Genomic DNA, 17,192 nt, shown 5'->3' with positions numbered 1-17,192 from the left:
GTTGGTGCGCGCCGGCCGGTGACGTACTGCCCGCCGCGTCAGCCGACCGTGGCACCCAGAATCAGGAAGGCGGCCACGACCACGAACAGAATCCCCATCAGAGGTGCGACGAAGCGCAGGTACCGGTCGTAGCCGATCTTGGCCAGTGCCAGCCCGCCCATGACGACGGCGGACGTCGGGGTCACCAGGTTCACCCACCCGGAGGCCGACTGGTAGCCCGTGACCGCCAGCTCGCGGCTGACCCCCGCGAAATCTGCCAGCGGAGCCAGGATCGGCATGGCGAGCGCGGCGTGACCGGAGGAGGAGGGCACCAGGAAGGCGAGGGGGATGTTGACGAGGAAGATCAAGGCGCCGAAGACGCCGGACGAGGTACCGGACACGACGCTGTGCAGGCCGTCGAGGACGGTGTCGGTCACGGCCGCGTTGTTCATGATGACGGTCACTCCACGCGCCAGCATGACGATCATCGCCGCTCCGGTGAAGTCACCGGCTCCCTCGGTGATGGCGCCGGCCGTGCCCTTCTCGCCGAGCCCTCCGACGAGTCCGACGGCGATGGCGGCGACGATGAAGAGAGCCGCGAGCTCGGGGAAGTACCAGCCGAGTGTCGGCAGGAAGGTGATGTGCAGGTCGGCCCACGGGACCACCGCGAAGATCATGAACAGGAAGGTGCCGGCGAAGAGGCCGAGGACCAGCCGCCGGCGGCCGGAGAGGCACGCCGCTTGTTCGTCCTCGGCCGCGAGCCGGCGGTCCTCCTCGGTGGCGGGCGTCAGGGACCGTGAGGGGTCGGCGAGGACCTGCCGGGCGTACCGGACGACGTAGGCGGCCGCGATGGCGGTCAGGCACACCCACATCGCCAGCCGCAGCAGGATGCCGTCCCCGGTGCCGATGCCGGCGCTGTCGGAGGCGACGCCGGTGGCGAAGGGGTTCACGGTGGAGGCGAGGGTGCCGACGCCGGCACCCACCATGATGACGGCCGCGGCCACCATCCGGTCGTAGCCCAGCTTGAGCATGAGCGGGATCATCAGCCCGTAGAAGCCGAGGGTCTCCTCCGCCATGCCGTAGGTGGTGCCGCCGAGGGAGAAGACCGTCAGGAGCACCACGAGGAGCAGCGTCCGGTGGCTCCGCAGGCGGTGCGCGAGCCGCGCGACGCCCAGGGTCAGGGCGCCCGTGCGCATGGTCACGGTGATGAAGGCTCCCACCGCCAGGATGAAGAGGAACACTCCCGCGGCGCCCGCGAACGTCCCGTCGGCACCGGGGCCGGTGAGTCCGCTGTCGGTGTCGGTGACTCCGTACAGCCCGTTGACCGGGGAGAGGAACAGGTCCTTCAGCCGGTCCCAGAAGCCCGTCGACAGCTCCACTGAGTGGTACGTGCCAGGGACCGGGCTGCCGTCCTCGGTGTCGTAACGGCCCGCGGGTATCACGAAGGTGAGCGCCCACACTGCGACGGTGACCACGATCAGTACGGTGAAGGCCGACGGGAAGCGGAGGCGGCGGGAAGAGGCGGGTGAGCGGCTCGGCCCCTCGGTCCTTTCGGTGGGTTCGCTCGCGGCGGGCGTGCTGCTGGTCGTCATCTCATCGGTCCTGGGAGGTGTCGGAGCGGCGCTGTGCGGGGCGGCCGCCCGGGGTGACGACGGTGCCGGTGGCTCCGTCGAGGATGGCGCGGGCGTCTTCGAGGGCGCCGATGGCCGCCGTGCCGCCGGTCAGTTCGACGAAGCGGCACACGGCGTCGACCTTGGGGCCCATGGATCCCGCGGGGAAGTGATGGGAGCGCAGGTACGCGGGTGTGGTGTGGCCGACGGGTGTCGCCTCGGGGGTGCCGTGGCCGAGTTCGACGTGGGAGACGTCGGTGAGCAACAGAAGCGCATCCGCGTCGAGTGCCTCGGCCAGCAGCGCTGCCGTGAGGTCCTTGTCGACGACCGCTTCGACTCCGGTGAGTCGCCCTTCCTCGTCACGGATCACGGGTACTCCTCCTCCCCCTGCGCAGACGGCGACGGCACCGGAGTGCAGCAGCAGACGGATCAACCGGGTTTCCACGACGCGTTGAGGGCGGGGAGAGGGGACGACGCGCCTCCAGTGCCTGCCGTCCTGCCGGACCGTCCAGCCGTGCGCGGTGGCGAGCCTTTCGGCCTGTTCCCGTTCGTAGACGGGGCCCACGAACTTGCGGGGTTCGCCGAACGCGGGGTCCGCGGCGGACACGAGGGTCTGGTTCAGCAGGGCGCAGACCTGGCGTCCGGGCAGGGCGTTCTGCAGTGACTGGAGCAGCCAGTAGCCGATCATGCCTTGGGTCTCGGCGCCGAGGACGTCGAAGGGGTAGGGGCTGCTGAGGGAGTGGTCGGCCGCGCTCTGGAGGGCGAGTACGCCCACTTGGGGGCCGTTGCCGTGGGTGATGACGAGTTCGTGGTGGCGGGCGAGGGGCGCCAGTGCGGCGACGGCCGAGCGGATGTTGTCGAGCTGCACGGATGCGTCCGGGCGCTCTTCGCGGCGGAGAAGGGCGTTGCCGCCCAGGGCGACGACGACACGCATGGGGGTGATCTCCCGGGTGGTCAGTCAGCGAGGGTGGCGACGAGGACGGCTTTGATGGTGTGCAGCCGGTTCTCCGCCTGGTCGAACACGATGGAGTGGGACGACTCGAACACCTCGTCCGTCACCTCCATGGCCGTCATGCCGGTTCTTGCGGCGATCTTCGCGCCGACGGTGGTGTCGCTGTCGTGGAAGGCCGGCAGGCAGTGCATGAACCTGACGCGCGGGTTGCCAGTCGCCCTGAGGACGTCCATGGTGACCTGGTACGGCCGCAGCAGGGCGATCCGTTCGTCCCACAGCTCCGCCGGCTCCCCCATGGACAGCCATACGTCGGTGTAGACGAAGTCGACTCCGGCCACGCCCTGCGCCACGTCCTCGGTCACGGTGATCCGTGCTCCTGTGGTGCGGGCCGTGCGGCGGGCCTCGTCCACGACGTCCGCCGCGTTGTGGAGGGAACGCGGTCCGACCATGCGGACGTCCATGCCGAGCATGGCCGCGGTGGTCAGCAGGGAGTTGCCCACGTTGTTGCGGGCGTCGCCGAGATAGGCGAACGACACCTGTTGCAGCGGCTTGTCGGTGTGTTCCCACATGGTGAGCACGTCCGCGAGAGACTGGGTGGGGTGCCACTGGTCGGTGAGCCCGTTCCACACCGGTACGCCGGCGTAACGGGCGAGCTGTTCGACCACTTTCTGGTCGCTGCCCCGGTATTCGATGCCGTCGTAGTAGCGGCCCAGGACGCGCGCGGTGTCCTTGACCGACTCCTTGTGGCCGAGCTGGGAGCCGGCGGGGTCGAGGTAGGTGACGTGTCCGCCCTCCTGGTGGGCGGCGACCTCGAAGGCGCAGCGGGTGCGTGTGGAGGTCTTCTCGAAGATGACGGCGATGTTCTTGCCGCGGAGGTGCTGCTGTGCCGTACCGGTGGCGCGGGCGGCCTTCAGCTGGGCGGACAGCTCGAGCAGGTGCCGCAGTTCGGCGTGGGTGAGGTCGAGCTCTTTGAGGAACGGGCGGTGACGCAGCGTGCTGGGCATGGGGGCTCCTGGTCGGTGTCGACGGGGGGACGGTGGTGGTCAGACGGCGTCGCGCTCGATGGGGCAGCTCATGCAGCGAGGACCGCCGCGGCCCCGGCCGAGCTCGCTGCCGCGAATGGTGATGACTTCGATGCCGCTCTTGCGCAGATGGGTGTTGGTGGTGACGTTGCGCTCGTACGCGACGACCACGCCGGGTTCCACGGCCAGGACGTTGCATCCGTCGTCCCACTGTTCGCGCTCCGCGGAGCGCAGGTCCTGACTCGGCGTGAGCACCCGGATGGAGTCGAGGCTCAGGGCGTCGGCGATGGCCTGGTCCATGTACTCGGGCGGGTGCGCGGTGATCCGCAACCCCTGGCCGCCGGGGCCGGGTTCGATCGTGGACGCGGGGAGCATGCCAAGCCCGGCGTACCGGGTGAAGGTGTCACCGCTGACCATCGTCATGACGGTGTCGAGGTGCATGAAGCTGCGGCTCTTGGGCAGGTCGAGGGCCACCACGCGACGGGCGGAGCGTTCGGCGAACATCCTGAGGGCCAGGTTCTCCACGGCTTGCGGGGTGGTGCGTTCGCTCATTCCGATCAGCACGGCGCCCTTGCCGATGACCAGTACGTCGCCGCCCTCGATCGTCGACGGATATCCGGCCTGGCCGTCGGACCACTGATGGAACTGGCTCTTCCCGAACAGCGGGTGGTGCCGGTAGATCGCTTCGAAGTGGACGGTCTCGCGGCGTCGCGCCCTCTTCTTCATGGGATTGACGCTCACTCCGTCGTACACCCAGCAGGACGTGTCACGGGTGAAGAGGTGGTTCGGCAGCGGGGCGAGAACGAAGTCGTCGGGAGCCGTCGTGTGCAACCGCACGCTCGTCAGGTTCCCGGTGCGGTCGAGGAGTTCGCGCTTGGTCACTCCTCCGACGAGACAGGAGACCAGGTCGGCCGGCTCCAGGGAGTCGAAGAAGGCACGCATACGGTCGGTGGCGAGCAGGCCGAACTGCCGTGGGTCGAAGACCCTGTCCAGTACCAGTGACCTCGCCACCGGCAGCGCCAGGGTCTCGGTGAGCAGGTCCGCGAAGAGATGGACGCGCACACCGCGGTCGCGGAGGGTGTCGGCGAAGGCATCGTGCTCCTCCCTGGCCCGCTTGACCCACAACACGTCGTCGAAAAGCAGCGCATCCTTGTTCCTGGGCGTGAGCCGTTTCAGTTCCAGGTCCGGCCTGTGCAGGATGACCTGCTTGAGACGGCCGGTCTCGGACGCGACGTGAAAGGGCATGGTTTCCTCACGGGCAGGGAGTGGGGGCCGTTGCGCGGAGCGGTGCCGTAGGGCTGGTGCCGATGCGGCACGGGCGTCCCGGACGCACCGGCTTGATCTCCTGAACCCTGTCATCGGGAGGCCGCCGGAGCCGGTCGGCAACGGTCCCTGCCCCGGGTCCGACCGGTCACGCCTTCACACGGCGAGCGGACCGGCCGGGAGGGACGTCCGGCTCTGGTGGTGCCGGGGTGTCATGTACGGCGGGCACGCGGTTACGGCGGCCCTCATCCCCGGCCGTCTTGCGCCGGCCGGCCACGGCCGGCCGTGTCGCCACGGCCGAGAGGGACCTTCGGCCCTCCGGCGAGGGCCTGCGGACCTGTCGCGTTCGCTCTGTCGAGTGGTGGGCTTACGGCGTGGGTGGCCTTGCACCCGCACCCCGCCACAGGAAGGCAGTTCATGACCATCACCCCCATCACGCTGACGGCGCAGGCACAGGACAGCGGGTGGACGGCTCTGGCCCTTGCCGGTGAGCTCGACCTGGACACCGCGGCACGGATCGAGCCGGAATTGATGTCGGCGACATCACGGGGTGACACGGATGTCGTTCTGGACCTGGCGGGCCTCACCTTCTGCGACACCGCCGGGGCCGAGCTGTTCTTGCGCCTGCAGGGACGATGTACCACGGGTGGCGGCCGGCTGAGCCTGTGCCGCGTTCCACGGCAACCGGGCAGGGTGTTCCGCGTCCTCGGCGTGGATCGCGCGATCCCGTGCACGTTCGCCTGAGGGGGCGGCACCACTCGCCGGGCCGGGGCGGTGGTGTCCCCGCCGATGACGGCCGGCGCCGAGGCGGCCGCCGTGCGGCCCGCCCTCCGACGAGGGCCGTCACCGGCCGGAGCTCACGCTCCGCCCGTGACGGCCAGGGGAGCACGCCACACGAGGCGCGTGCCGTTCCCGGCCGATCCTTCGATCTCGAACGTGCCGCCGACCGCGCGTGCCCGCTCGTCGAGGTTGCCCAAGCCGCTGCGCCGGCCTCCCGTCGGGATGCCCCTGCCGTTGTCGGCCACCGTCAGGACGACCTCGTCGGCGGTGGCCTGCACGGTCACCTCCACCCGTGATGCGTGCGCGTGCCGGGCGGCGTTGCTGAGCGCCTCCGTGAGTGCCGCGATGACGTGATCCGCCACCTGCGCCGGCACGTCGGTGTCCAGCAGGCCCTCCATGCTGAGTCTCGGCGGATGGCCGAGTGCCGGGGCGGCTTCCCCGACGGCACGGGCGACCTGCGCACGCAGGCTGGGACCGGTGCCCTCGTCGCGGGCCCGAAGACCGAAGATCGTCGATCGAATGATCTTGATGGTTTCGTCCAGGTCCCCCACCGCCCGCTCGACCCTTTCCGCCGCGCCCTTGTGCTCGACCAGCCGTGCCGCGCTCTGCAGGGTCATCCCGGTGGCGAAAAGCCGCTGGATCGCCAGGTCATGGAGGTCGCGGGCGATGCGGTCCCGGTCCTCCAGCAGGGCGAGTTGCTCGGCGTCGTGGCGGCGCTCGGCCAGCTCCAGCGCGAGGGCCGCCTGCCCGGCGAAGGCGAGCAGTGGGTCGAGCTCCTCGACCGTGAAGACCGCTCCGTCCGTGCCGCGTGCCAGGAGCAGGACGCCGCGCGTGTCCTTCGCCCCCGTGCCCAGCGGTACGGCGACGGCCGGCCCCAGTCCCTCGAACTGTCGGGGGCCGGCGTGGTACTGCGTGTCGTCGGCCAGTGAAGCGGTGGTGACAGGGCTGCCCGATTTGTAGGCGGCGCCCGACAGGGTGCCGTCGACGGGGACGACCAGGCCCCGCCGTGAATCCTCGTCCGCGCCGATCGCCAGCTCGACCAGCAGGTCGTCGGTTCCCGCGACGGGCACCGACACGTCCGCGAGCCGGGTTCCGGTGATCTCCTTGGCGCGCCGGGCGATCAGTTCCAGAACCGCGAGCCGGGGGCTTCCGGAGAGCAGGCTGTTGGTGATCTCGGCGTTGGCCTGGAGCCAGCGCTGCTGGCGCTGTGAGTTCTCGTACAGCCGGGCGTTGTCGATGGCGACACCGGCGGCGACCGAGAGGGTGGAGATCACGGACTCGTCCTCGGCGTCGAAGTCCTGCCCACCCCGCTTGTCGGTCAGGTAGAGGTTGCCGAAAACCTGATCCCGGACCCGGATCGGCACGCCCAGGAACGAACGCATCGGCGGATGGTGCGGCGGGAAACCGTACGACGACTCGTGCGCACTGAGATCACGCAGCCGGAGCGGTTCCGGATGGTGGATGATCTCACCGAGCAGCCCGTGACCGGCCGGCAGTGGACCGATCTCGGCGATCTCGTCGTCCGCGAGCCCCGTGGTCAGGAACTGCGACAGCGTCCGGCCGTCCGGCCCGATGACTCCGAGCGCCCCGTAGCGCGCGTCCACGAGCTGGGCCGCGGCCTCGACGATGCGGCGCAGCACCTGTGCCAGGTCGAGTTCGCGGCCCACCGAGACGACGGCTTCCAGCAGGCTGTGGATACGGTCTCTGGTCCCACGAGCGGCGTTGATGCGCGCCTGAAGCTCCTCCAGCAGCTCGTCCAGCCGCATCTGAGGCATCCGCGACAACGGCTCCTCCACGCCCACGGGCCCCTCCTCGAACGTCACGGCTGCTTCCCCCAGCCTATCCAGGCGTGACAGCGCTCCGGAGCCGGTGAGAGAACCGGCCGGATTCCACCGCCGGAGCCGGCGCCGAAGGACCGGGGTAACCGGGGGCCGGTCGGCCCCTCCCCCGGCCCCGCGGACGCCGCAGCCGGGGTTGATCAAGGCGCGCGTCGTTGCGGACCGCTTTCCCGAGGCGGGCAGCCGGAGGTGTTGTGTTCCGAGACGGTCGACGTGATGCGCATCACGGGAAAAGCGGTCCGCCCGCGCCCGGGTTCGGCATGGTCAACTCGCCGGGCCTGCCGCGGTCCACCGGCCTTGACGGACGGACCGCGGTGCAGAAGACCACGGCAGGGACAGTCGGCGCCCCGGCGGTTAGGGAGGCGTCGCTGGTCCTGTGCGCTGGCTTCGTAGGGGCGGAGGCAACGGCTCGGCTCCTGCGGACGCGGGTGGCGGCCTCGGAGGACTCGCTCATGGTCCTGCATCCGTGCGTCATGTACGCGTCGGCCGACGACGCCTCGATCCGACGCTTGCGGGGCTCGCAGTGCCCGTCAGAAGGGGCTCTCCGGGGGAAGTGTCAGTGTCGCGACCGGCCCACGCTCGGGGGATGGGAGATGCCGTCCCGGTTCTGGCCGGACAGCTGGGTGGCCAGGACGGCGGCCTGCACGCGGCGCTCCACACCGAGCTTGGCCAGCAGCCGTGAGATGTTGTTCTTGACGGTCTTCTCCGCGAGGTAGAGGCGTGTGCCGATCTGCCGGTTGGTCAGCCCCTCCCCGACCAGCGCGAGGATGTCGCGCTCTCGGTCGGTGAGTCCGGCGAGTCCCGGCTGTTCCTCCTTCTGAGGGTCGCCACCACGCAGCCGGGCCATGACACGGGCGGTGGCACCCGGGTCGAGCAGGGACTGGCCGGAGGCGACGGTGCGTACTGCCGAGACGAGGTCGGTCCCCGTGATCTGCTTCAGGACGTACCCCGACGCGCCGGCCATGATCGCGTCCAGGAGTGCCTCCTCGTCGTCGAACGAGGTCAGCATCAGGCAGTGGAGCTCCGGCATCCGGGAGCGCAGTTCGCGGCAGACGCTCACGCCGTCGCCGTCGGGGAGGCGGACATCCAGGACCGCCACGTCGGGACGCAGGGCGGGAACGCGGGTGAGGGCCTGTTCGGCGGTGCCCGCTTCTCCGACCACCGTCAGGTCGGGCTCCGCGTCCAGCAGGTCATGCACACCACGGCGCACCACCTCGTGGTCGTCGAGGAGGAAGACCTTGACCGGTCCTCGCATCGGGACGCCGGTGGTGTTGTCCGTCATCATGCAGCTCCGCAGTTCCTGGTCCGGCCCCCGGAGGCGGGGGTCCTCCTGCAGGATCTCTCGGACCGGGTCGGTGTGCCAGGGCCGGATGGCCCTCCTGACGGACATGCCGTCCGGGCCGGGCCTACACCTCCGGCGCTCCGTAGTAGGCCGTTCGCATGATGTCTTCCATGTCGTCGAGCATGGGCATGCGCGGGTTGGCGGGGGCGCACTGGTCTTCGTAGGCGTTCAGTGCCTGGCGCGGAAGCGCGGTGACGAAGTCCGTTTCGTCGACGCCGAGAGCACGGAACGACGGCTCGATGCCGACGGCATCACGAAGGCGCTCGACGGCGGCGGCGTAGGAGGCCACCCCTTCGGCCGGAGTCGAGGCGGGCAGACCCAGGGTGCGCGCGATGTCCTGGAAGCGCTCGGGCGCCCGGTAGCTCTCGTACTTCGGCCAGCCGGTGAGTTTGGCGGGCACGGTGCCGTTGTAGCGGATGACGTGGGGCAGCAGAATCGCGTTGGTGCGCCCGTGGGCGATGTGGAACGTGGCTCCGAGCGTGTGCGACATGGCGTGGACGACGCCCAGGAAGGCGTTGCCGAAGGCCATGCCGGCGATGGTGCCGGCGTTGTGCATCTTCTCCCTCGCCTCGCGCTGCCGGGTGCCGCTGCCCGTGACGGATGCCTCGAGGTTCTCGAAGACCAGCTTGACGGCGTGCAGGGCGGGGCCGTCGGTGAAGTCGTTGGCGTAGACCGACACGTACGCCTCCGTGGCGTGGGTCAGCGCGTCGAATCCGCTGTCGGCAGCGAGGGACGCCGGGAGGTCGGCGGTGAGCACCGGGTCCACGATCGCCACGCTCGGGGTGAGCGCGTAGTCGGCGAGCGGATACTTCTTGCCGGTGGCCGGGTCGGAGATGACGGCGAAGGGGGTCACCTCGGCGCCCGTGCCGGAGGTGGTGGGGACGCAGACGAGCCGGGCCCGTTCGCCGAGCGCCGGGAAGCGAAAGGCCCGCTTGCGGATGTCGGAGAACTTCTGGCGCATGTCGGAGAAGTCGACGTCCGGCTTCTCGTAGAGCAGCCACATCACCTTGGCCGCGTCCATCGGGGAGCCACCGCCCAACGCGATGATCGTGTCCGGGCGGAAGTCACGCATCAGTGCGGCGCCCCTCCGGACGGACTCGATGCTGGGCTCGGGCTGGACGTCGTCGATCACCTGAATCGTCACGGGCTCCTCCCGCCGGGCCAGGACCCGGCTGACACGGTCGACGTAGCCGAGCCGGGTCATGGTGGCGTCCGTGACGACGGTGACCCGGTGTACACCGGGCATGGAGGCGAGGTAGCGGATGGCCTGCGGTTCGAAGTAGATCTTCGGAGGGACCTTGAACCACTGCAGGTTGTTCTGCCGGGTCGTCACCCGCTTGATGTTGAGCAGTTGGGCGGCGGACACGTTGTCGGAGACGGATGTGCTGCCCCACGAGCCGCATCCGAGAGTCAGGGAGGGCAGGAGACGGTTGTAGATGCCGCCTATCGCGCCTTGGGATGACGGCGAGTTGACGATGATGCGGACCGTCTTCATGCGGCGGCCGTAGCTTTCGGCCAGGGACGGGTCGCCGGTGTGGATGACAGCGCTGTGGCCCTGCCCGTGGAAGGCCACCATGTCGGCGGCCAGGTCGAATCCCGCCTGCTCGTCGGCTGCCCGCAGGACGGTGAGGACAGGGCAGAGCTTCTCGCGGGTCAGCGGCTCGTCCGGACCTACGTGGGCGGCTTCGGCGAGGATGAGGGAGGTCCCGGCCGGCACGACGAAGCCTGCCTGCTCGGCGATCCACGCCGGGCTCCGGCCCACGGCGGCGGGGTTCACGCGCCCTCGACGCCCCTCCGGACCGGGCGGGAAGAGGTAGCTCTCCAGCTTGAGTTTCTCCTCGGTGGTCGCGACGTGCGCGTGGAGTGCACGGAACGCGTCCAGGGCCTCGTCGTAGATGTCGGCGTCGAGGATGACCGCCTGCTCGGACGCGCAGATCATGCCGTTGTCGAAGGACTTGGACAGGACCAGGTCGTTGACCGCCCGGCGCAGGTCCGCGCTGCGGTGTACGTAGGCCGGTACGTTGCCCGCGCCGACGCCCACGGCCGGCTTACCGGCCGAATAGGCCGCCTTGACCATGGCGTTGCCACCGGTCGCGAGGATCAGCGCGACTCCCGGGTGGTGCATGAGGAGACGGGTCGCCTCGATGGACGGCTCCTCGATCCACTGCACGCAGTGATCGGGGGCACCGGCGGCCACGGCCGCGTCCCGGACGATCCGCGCCGCCTCGGCGCTGCACGCCTGGGCGGACGGGTGAAAGGCGAAGACGACCGGATTACGCGTCTTCAACGCCAGGAGCGCCTTGAAGACGGTCGTGGACGTCGGGTTGGTGACCGGGGTGACCGCGCACAGGACGCCGACGGGCTCGGCGATCCGGATGATGCCTTCGATGTCGTCGCGCGAGACGACGCCGACGGTCTTCGAGCGGGACATGCTGTGAGTGACGTGCTCGCACGCGAACATGTTCTTCGCGGCCTTGTCCTCGAAAACGCCCCGGCCGGTCTCCTCCACGGCGAGCCGGGCGAGGGCCGTGTGCCGGTCCAGAGCCGCCACCGACGCCTTGGCGACGATGTGGTCGATCTGCTCCTGGGTGAAGGAGTCGAAGTCGGCGAGCGCCTTGGAGGCGTTGTCCACCAGCCGGTTCACGGCGATGGCGGTGTCGGACAGGCCGGTCTGTTCCGTGGGCCGCGGCCCGCTGTGCGGCTTCGTCATGGAAGGCTCCCTGGTTCGGTGGGCGGCGGTGGCCCCGGTGACGGCCGCCGTGTGCGTCCCGGCTGCCACCTTCAGCCTGGCGTCCCGCGAGGCTCCGACGCAGGTCCCGAAGGTCCCCGCCCAGGGCCCGATGGGCTCCTCTTCCGTGCCGTCACACGCTCCTGCGACTCCACTGCGGTCCGACGCGCGCCCACTCATCGGCCCAGAGGGCGCTGCGCCGTCGGTCCAGGCTCTGTCGCACGATCCGGTGTGCCGCCAGCACCACGAGGGCGACGGACACCGTGACGGTGACTCCGGCCAGCACGGCGTCGAAACGGGCCGCGGCGAGGCCGAGCGGCGCGGAGGTCATGGAGCCGTCCCCGTCCGTCCACACCGGGATGGACGCGCCGCGCTCCAGGTGGCCGCCGACCGGCGTCCACGCGGTGTGCACACTGCCGTCGGGCGCTGTCCAGCGGACCGTCGCCCGGACGCGGGTGATCCCCGCGGCGACGGGGGCGGGATCCTCCACGAGCACGGCCGTGGTGGTTCGCCTGTCGTGGCGCTGCTGCGCCCTTGCGTCCCAAACGGCGTCCGACACCACTGCGCCGAGATACGGGGCGAACACGAGCGCCGCCAGAGCGGTGGCCACGATGACCCACCCCTCGACCGGATACGAACGGCGGCGCAACGGATTGCGCCGCCATCGCCACAAGAGGGTCTTCCCGTTCATCTTCCGTCACCGCTCGCCGAGCCGGGCGGCGACGTACTCGGTCAGGTCCACGAGCCGGTTGGTGTAACCCCACTCGTTGTCGTACCAGCCGAAGACCTTGACCAGGTCTCCGTGAGCCCGGGTGAGCGGAGCGTCGACGACGCACGACGCCGGGTCGCCCACGATGTCCCGCGAGACGATGGGGGCGTCACTGACGCGCAGTATTCCCTTGAGCGGCCCCGCGGCCGCTTCGCGGAACGCGTCGTTGACCTCGTCGGCCGAGACCGGACGCCCCAGCACCAGGCAAAGGTCGGACAGCGAGCCGTCCTCGACCGGAACGCGCACCGCGACGCCGTCCAGCGTGCCGGCCAGATCCGGCAGCACCAGCCCGACGGCGCGGGCGGCGCCCGTGCTGGTGGGGATGATGTTGACGGCTGCCGTGCGTCCCCGGCGCGGGTCCTTGTGCGGTCCGTCGAGGACGACCTGGTCGTTGGTGTAGCCGTGGATCGTCGTCATGAGTCCCTTGACGATGCCGAACCGCTCGTGGAGGACCTCGGCCATCGGGGCCACGCAGTTGGTCGTACACGAGGCATTGGAGATCACCTGGTCGAGCCGGGGGTCGTAGGTGTCCTCGTTGACCCCCATCACGATGGTGGCGTCCACCCCCTTGCCGGGGACCGACAGCAGCACCTTGCGCGCCCCGGCCTTCAGGTGCAGCCCGGCCTCCTCACGCGTGCGGAAGCGTCCGGTGGCCTCGATCACCACGTCCACGCCGAGCGCGTGCCACTTCAGGGCGGCCGGGTCGCGTTCCGCGCTGACCTGGATGCGGTGACCGTCTACGGTGAGGGAGTCCACGTCGTGCGAGACGGCACGGTGCAGCCTGCCGTAGGTGGAGTCGTACTGGAGCAGGTGCGCCAGAGTCGCCGGCGAGGTCAGGTCGTTGACCGCCACCACTTCCACCGGCGATCCGCCGCCGGCCTCGGCCCGCTGCATGACGCAGCGCAGATAGTTGCGTCCTATGCGGCCGAAGCCGTTGATCCCCACACGTACGGTCCTCATGTCCGTCGCCCTTCCGCTCGGTGTAGCCCGGGTGCGGACCAGCCTGAACGCGGCACACCGGTAGGGGCAGGGGCCGCCAGGGGCACGGACCGGGCCGTTCGGCCCTGACCGCCGCGGGTGGACGGCGGTCCTGTGCGCCCGCCGGCGCCCGGCTCGGGAGCCTGATCGTTCGGTCGTGCGCGCTGTCCGCAGAGCGGCAGGGCCACATGGCACGCCTCGGGGTCCACCGGCCCCTGGGGGATTTCACGGACCGTCGGCAGAGTTCGAACGGAGACGGGGCGACCTCGCCCCGACCCACCGAGCCACAAGGGGAAGTCATGACCGGCCTGCTCGCTCTCGCCGCGGTCACATCGATCGGCCTCGGAGCGATCCTCGTGTTCGCGGTGGACTGGCACTGGCAGAGCGCCGACCGGCCACTCGTCGGCCTGATCATGATGGTCGTCGGGATGCTCGCACTCGTCACCGCCACCCGTCTCGACCGGAGCGGCAGGAGCTCCGGAAAGGCACCGTGAGCGGCGCCCGGACCGGACGAAGGCACGAGCGCTGACGGCGGGGCCGCCGACGCGCCGCACGAACGGCCGCGGACGTTCCCGAGGCCGGGCGGGACGTCCGGCGGACCGTCGTCAGGGGGGCGTGGAGGACGGTCTCCGGCCTGATACCCGAACGGGCAGGGCCCGGGTACCACTGGTACCCGGGCCCTGCCCGTTGCGCTGTTCAGTCCGCCCGTATGCCGTGGTTCCGGAACCGGGCCTTGACGTGTTCGATCAGCTTCGCGTCCGGTGCCGGGGTGGCGCGCAGGGGGAACGGGATGCCCAGAGCCTCGTACTTGGGAGCCCCGAGCTTGTGGAACGGCAGGACGTCGACGCGTTCCACGTTGTCCAGCCCTGCGACGAAGGCCGCCAGGCCGTCCACGGCCGCCGCGTCGTCGGTCCAGCCGGGGACGAGGACGTACCGGACCCAGGTGGCGACACCGAGGCGGTTCAGACGGGTGGCGAAGGAGAGCGTGGGGGCGAGTTCGCCGCTCGTGAGCCGGCGGTACGTCGGCACATCGAAGGACTTGATGTCGAGCAGCACCAGGTCGGTGTCCGTGAGCAGGGCGTCGTCGGCATGTGCGCCGAGGTTGCCCGAGGTGTCGAGCGCGGTGTGCAGCCCCAGTGCCTTGCATCGGCGGAATATCCGGCCGGTGAAGCGGGCCTGGAGGAGCGGTTCCCCTCCGCTGAGGGTGACACCCCCGCCGGCGGCGGTGAGGAACGGACGGTACTTCTCGATGTCCGCCATGACCTGGTCCACGGTGGCTGTCCGGCCGTCGCGCATGTGCCAGGTGTCCGGGTTCTGGCAGTAGAGGCAGCGAAGCGGGCACCCGCTGGTGAAGAGCACGTAGCGGGTGCCGGGACCGTCCACGCCGGTTGACAGGTCCCAGGAATGGACGCGCCCCGTGAGCCCGTCGGCGGGGGGACGGCCCGGCCGTGGCAGGTCCGTCGGGAGAAGGGGGTGCCGGGGAATCACGTCGCCTCGTGGAAAGTGCGGCTGATGACATCCCGCTGCTGCTCACGGGTGAGTCGTACGAAGTTGACGGCATAGCCCGAGACGCGGATGGTCAGGTCCGGATACTTCTCCGGGTGCTCCATGGCGTCCTCCAGAGTGGCCCGGTCCAGGACGTTGACGTTCATGTGGAAGCCGCCGCAGGAAATGTAGGCGTCCAGCAGTCCGACGAGGTGGTGCACACGGTCGTCGGTGTGGCGGCCCAGGCCGTCCGGCGTGACGGTGGAGGTGAGCGAGATGCCGTCCCGTGCCTCGTCGTACGGGATCTTCGCGACCGACAGCGCGGAGGCGGCCAGGCCGTGCAGATCGCGGCCGTTCATCGGATTGGCCCCGGGTGCGAAGGGCCGGCCGGCGCGCCGGCCGTCGGGGGTGTTGCCGGTGTGCTTGCCGTACACGACGTTGGAGGTGATGGTGAGCACCGACTGCGTGTGCTCCGCTCCCCGGTAGGTGGGGTGTCGCCGCACCTTGGCCATGAAGGAGCGGACGAGACCGACCGCGATGTCGTCGGCGCGGTCGTCGTTGTTCCCGTACGCCGGGTAGTCGCCGTCGATCTCGTAGTCGACCGCGAGTCCGGTGTCGTCCCGGATCACCTTCACCCGGGCGTGTTTGACGGCCGAAAGGCTGTCGGCGGCCACGGACAGGCCGGCGATGCCACAGGCCAGGGTGCGCTCCACGGGGTGGTCGTGGAGGGCCATCTCCAGGCGTTCGTAGGCGTACTTGTCGTGCATGAAGTGGATGACGTTCAGGGCGTTGACGTAGGTCTCCGCCAGCCAGTCGAGGACGCGGTCGTACGAGACGGCCAGTTCGTCGTAATCGAGGTGGTCGCCGGTGAGCGGAGGCGTCGGCGGGGCGATCTGCTCGCCCGTCGTCTCGTCGCGGCCGCCGTTGACGGCGTACAGGAGTGCCTTGGCGAGGTTGACGCGCGCCCCGAAGAACTGCATCTGCTTGCCCACGGCCATGGCGGAGACGCAGCAGGCGATGGCGGTGTCGTCACCGGTACGGGGCCGCATCAGTTCGTCCGACTCGTACTGGATGGAGCTGGTGTCGATGGACGCCCGGGCGCAGAACCGCTTGAAGCCCTCGGGGAGCCGGGGCGACCAGAGCACGGTCAAGTTGGGTTCGGGAGCGGGGCCGAGGTTGTAGAGCGTCTGGAGGAAGCGGAAGGACGTGCGGGTGACCAGGGGGCGGCCGTCGTCGCCGATGCCGCCGATGGACTCGGTGACCCAGGTGGGGTCGCCGGAGAACAGCTCGTCGTACTCGGGGGTGCGGAGGAAGCGCACGATGCGGAGCTTGATGACGAAGTCGTCGATCAGCTCCTGCGCGCGGGTCTCGTCGATGAGCCCGGCGGCGAGGTCCCGCTCCACGTACACGTCCAGGAACGTCGACGTGCGGCCGAGGGACATCGCGGCGCCGTTCTGCTCCTTCACCGCGGCCAGGTAGCCCAGGTACAGCCACTGCACGGCTTCGTGTGCCGTGGCGGCGGGCCGGGCGACGTCACAGCCGTAGCCGGCCGCCATCCGGGTGAGCTCCTGGAGCGCGCGGATCTGCTCGGCGAGCTCCTCACGGTCGCGGATGACCGGCTCCGTGGAGGGGAGCGAGTCCAGAGTCGCGCGCTCGGCCCGCTTGGCCGCGATGAGGCGGTCCACGCCGTAGAGTGCCACGCGGCGGTAGTCGCCGATGATCCGGCCGCGACCGTAGGCGTCCGGAAGGCCGGTGATGATGCCCGCCTTGCGGGCCGCGCGCATCTGCTGGGTGTAGGCGTCGAAGACACCGTCGTTGTGGGTCTTGCGGTAGGTGCCGAAGACGCGGGTCACGAACGGGTCGGGCTCGTAGCCGTACGCGCGCAGGCTGTTCTCCACCGTGCGAAGACCGCCGTTGGGCATGATCGCGCGCTTGAGGGGAGCATCCGTCTGCAGGCCGACGATCAGTTCGCGCTCGCGGTCGATGTAGCCGGGGGCGTGCGAGGTGATGGAGGAGGGCGTGGCGGGGTCCACGTCGAGGACACCCTTGCGACGCTCCTCCGGGAACAGCGTGGTGATCTTTCCCCAGACCGTACGGGTTCGGTCGGTCGGTCCGGCGAGGAACTCCGCGCCGCCCTCGTACGGGGTGTAATTCGCCTGGATGAAGTCGCGCACGTCGATCCGCTCACGCCAGCGCCGGCCCTCGAAGCCGTCCCATGCCCGGCCGGCCACGCCCGTGTCGCTGTCTGCCACCACGGTCATCGATGCCTCCGTAGAATCCGCGGGGCGCCGGGCCGGTTCCGGTGGCGCCCTCCTCACTTCGATGCTCGTCGAGCGACACGGTGTGACACAGGGCCGTCGAGGCCCGGGCTCTCGTGCCGTACGGCCTTGTGGGTCCGTGTTCGTCTGGGCCGTTGGTCCCCGGGGCTCGCGGCCGGGTACGAGCC

The 17,192-nt window shown here is 70.2% G+C and carries 13 protein-coding genes and 1 pseudogene; 3 read left to right on the top strand and 11 right to left on the bottom strand.

Translation table 11 applies throughout. From position 1 onward, the window contains the following. Positions 1–38: 38 nt before the first annotated feature. Genes ACY34K_RS33165 through ACY34K_RS33150 form a run of 4 tightly spaced genes read right to left on the bottom strand, consistent with a single transcriptional unit; the run spans position 39 to position 4,808 of the window. A complete protein-coding gene (locus ACY34K_RS33165) occupies positions 39–1,571 on the bottom strand; it encodes a YfcC family protein (RefSeq protein ID WP_462753860.1) in 1,533 nt (510 codons plus the stop codon). 1 nt (position 1,572) lies between these two features. Beyond that, positions 1,573–2,523: a carbamate kinase gene (locus tag ACY34K_RS33160; protein ID WP_462753858.1), complete on the bottom strand. Its 951-nt coding sequence runs from the start codon at positions 2,521–2,523 to the stop codon at positions 1,573–1,575. 20 nt (positions 2,524–2,543) lie between these two features. Next, positions 2,544–3,545 carry an ornithine carbamoyltransferase gene (gene argF, locus ACY34K_RS33155; RefSeq protein ID WP_462753856.1) on the bottom strand — a complete coding sequence of 334 codons (1,002 nt, stop codon included), beginning with the start codon at positions 3,543–3,545 and terminating at the stop codon, positions 2,544–2,546. Positions 3,546–3,584: 39 nt separating this feature from the next. Then, positions 3,585–4,808 (bottom strand): arginine deiminase, encoded by a 1,224-nt coding sequence (locus ACY34K_RS33150; RefSeq protein ID WP_462753854.1) that lies wholly within the window; start codon positions 4,806–4,808, stop codon positions 3,585–3,587. Between the two features lie 435 nt (positions 4,809–5,243). Between ACY34K_RS33150 and ACY34K_RS33145 the strand changes: the two genes are divergently transcribed. Further along, positions 5,244–5,570, top strand: coding sequence for an STAS domain-containing protein (locus tag ACY34K_RS33145; protein WP_462753852.1), 327 nt, complete (start codon positions 5,244–5,246; stop codon positions 5,568–5,570). 113 nt (positions 5,571–5,683) lie between these two features. Here ACY34K_RS33145 and ACY34K_RS33140 read toward each other — a convergent pair whose 3' ends face one another. Next, entirely contained in the window at positions 5,684–7,381 is a 1,698-nt protein-coding gene (locus ACY34K_RS33140) for a sensor histidine kinase (protein WP_462753864.1), read from the bottom strand. Positions 7,382–7,674: 293 nt separating this feature from the next. Between ACY34K_RS33140 and ACY34K_RS33135 the strand changes: the two are divergent. Further along, positions 7,675–7,872: pseudogene (locus ACY34K_RS33135) on the top strand (2-phosphosulfolactate phosphatase); the annotation flags it as partial. 128 nt (positions 7,873–8,000) lie between these two features. On the opposite strand, the gene ACY34K_RS33130 reads toward ACY34K_RS33135, so the two are convergent. The 4 genes from ACY34K_RS33130 to gap all read right to left on the bottom strand — a co-directional run bounded on the left by ACY34K_RS33130 (position 8,001) and on the right by gap (position 13,243). Next, a complete protein-coding gene (locus ACY34K_RS33130) occupies positions 8,001–8,726 on the bottom strand; it encodes a response regulator (protein WP_462753863.1) in 726 nt (241 codons plus the stop codon). A 124-nt stretch (positions 8,727–8,850) separates the two neighbouring features. Beyond that, entirely contained in the window at positions 8,851–11,496 is a 2,646-nt protein-coding gene (gene adhE, locus ACY34K_RS33125; RefSeq protein WP_462753850.1) for a bifunctional acetaldehyde-CoA/alcohol dehydrogenase, read from the bottom strand. Positions 11,497–11,647: 151 nt separating this feature from the next. Then, complete coding sequence (locus ACY34K_RS33120) at positions 11,648–12,205, bottom strand: Rv1733c family protein (protein ID WP_462753848.1); 558 nt, start codon at positions 12,203–12,205, stop codon at positions 11,648–11,650. 6 nt (positions 12,206–12,211) lie between these two features. After that, a complete protein-coding gene (gap, locus tag ACY34K_RS33115) occupies positions 12,212–13,243 on the bottom strand; it encodes a type I glyceraldehyde-3-phosphate dehydrogenase (protein ID WP_462753846.1) in 1,032 nt (343 codons plus the stop codon). A 317-nt stretch (positions 13,244–13,560) separates the two neighbouring features. Here gap and ACY34K_RS33110 point away from each other — a divergent pair, with 317 nt between their 5' ends. Then, positions 13,561–13,755: a hypothetical protein gene (locus tag ACY34K_RS33110; RefSeq protein WP_462753844.1), complete on the top strand. Its 195-nt coding sequence runs from the start codon at positions 13,561–13,563 to the stop codon at positions 13,753–13,755. A gap of 202 nt (positions 13,756–13,957) precedes the next feature. Here the strand turns inward: ACY34K_RS33110 and pflA are convergent, their stop codons facing one another. Then, entirely contained in the window at positions 13,958–14,716 is a 759-nt protein-coding gene (gene pflA, locus ACY34K_RS33105) for a pyruvate formate-lyase-activating protein (RefSeq protein WP_462753862.1), read from the bottom strand. A gap of 29 nt (positions 14,717–14,745) precedes the next feature. Beyond that, the gene (gene pflB, locus ACY34K_RS33100; RefSeq protein WP_462753842.1) at positions 14,746–17,007 is read right to left on the bottom strand and encodes a formate C-acetyltransferase; all 2,262 of its coding nucleotides are present in this window, start codon (positions 17,005–17,007) and stop codon (positions 14,746–14,748) included. Positions 17,008–17,192 lie beyond the last annotated feature (185 nt).

It is taken from the genome of Streptomyces sp. STAM6 (assembly GCF_054963715.1).
Note: the sequence above shows the minus strand (reverse complement) of the source record. Positions and strands in the feature narration are given on the sequence as shown.

What these genes read in the sequence shown, in the direction of transcription:
- ACY34K_RS33120 (WP_462753848.1), bottom strand. Translation starts at nt 12,205, where the DNA reads ATGAACGGGAAGACCCTCTTGTGGCGATGGCGGCGCAATCCGTTGCGC.
- ACY34K_RS33150 (WP_462753854.1), bottom strand. Translation starts at nt 4,808, where the DNA reads ATGCCCTTTCACGTCGCGTCCGAGACCGGCCGTCTCAAGCAGGTCATC.
- argF (WP_462753856.1), bottom strand. Translation starts at nt 3,545, where the DNA reads ATGCCCAGCACGCTGCGTCACCGCCCGTTCCTCAAAGAGCTCGACCTC.
- ACY34K_RS33145 (WP_462753852.1), top strand. Translation starts at nt 5,244, where the DNA reads ATGACCATCACCCCCATCACGCTGACGGCGCAGGCACAGGACAGCGGG.
- ACY34K_RS33165 (WP_462753860.1), bottom strand. Translation starts at nt 1,571, where the DNA reads ATGACGACCAGCAGCACGCCCGCCGCGAGCGAACCCACCGAAAGGACC.
- ACY34K_RS33130 (WP_462753863.1), bottom strand. Translation starts at nt 8,726, where the DNA reads ATGACGGACAACACCACCGGCGTCCCGATGCGAGGACCGGTCAAGGTC.
- ACY34K_RS33110 (WP_462753844.1), top strand. Translation starts at nt 13,561, where the DNA reads ATGACCGGCCTGCTCGCTCTCGCCGCGGTCACATCGATCGGCCTCGGA.
- gap (WP_462753846.1), bottom strand. Translation starts at nt 13,243, where the DNA reads ATGAGGACCGTACGTGTGGGGATCAACGGCTTCGGCCGCATAGGACGC.
- adhE (WP_462753850.1), bottom strand. Translation starts at nt 11,496, where the DNA reads ATGACGAAGCCGCACAGCGGGCCGCGGCCCACGGAACAGACCGGCCTG.
- pflB (WP_462753842.1), bottom strand. Translation starts at nt 17,007, where the DNA reads ATGACCGTGGTGGCAGACAGCGACACGGGCGTGGCCGGCCGGGCATGG.
- ACY34K_RS33140 (WP_462753864.1), bottom strand. Translation starts at nt 7,381, where the DNA reads ATGCCTCAGATGCGGCTGGACGAGCTGCTGGAGGAGCTTCAGGCGCGC.
- ACY34K_RS33160 (WP_462753858.1), bottom strand. Translation starts at nt 2,523, where the DNA reads ATGCGTGTCGTCGTCGCCCTGGGCGGCAACGCCCTTCTCCGCCGCGAA.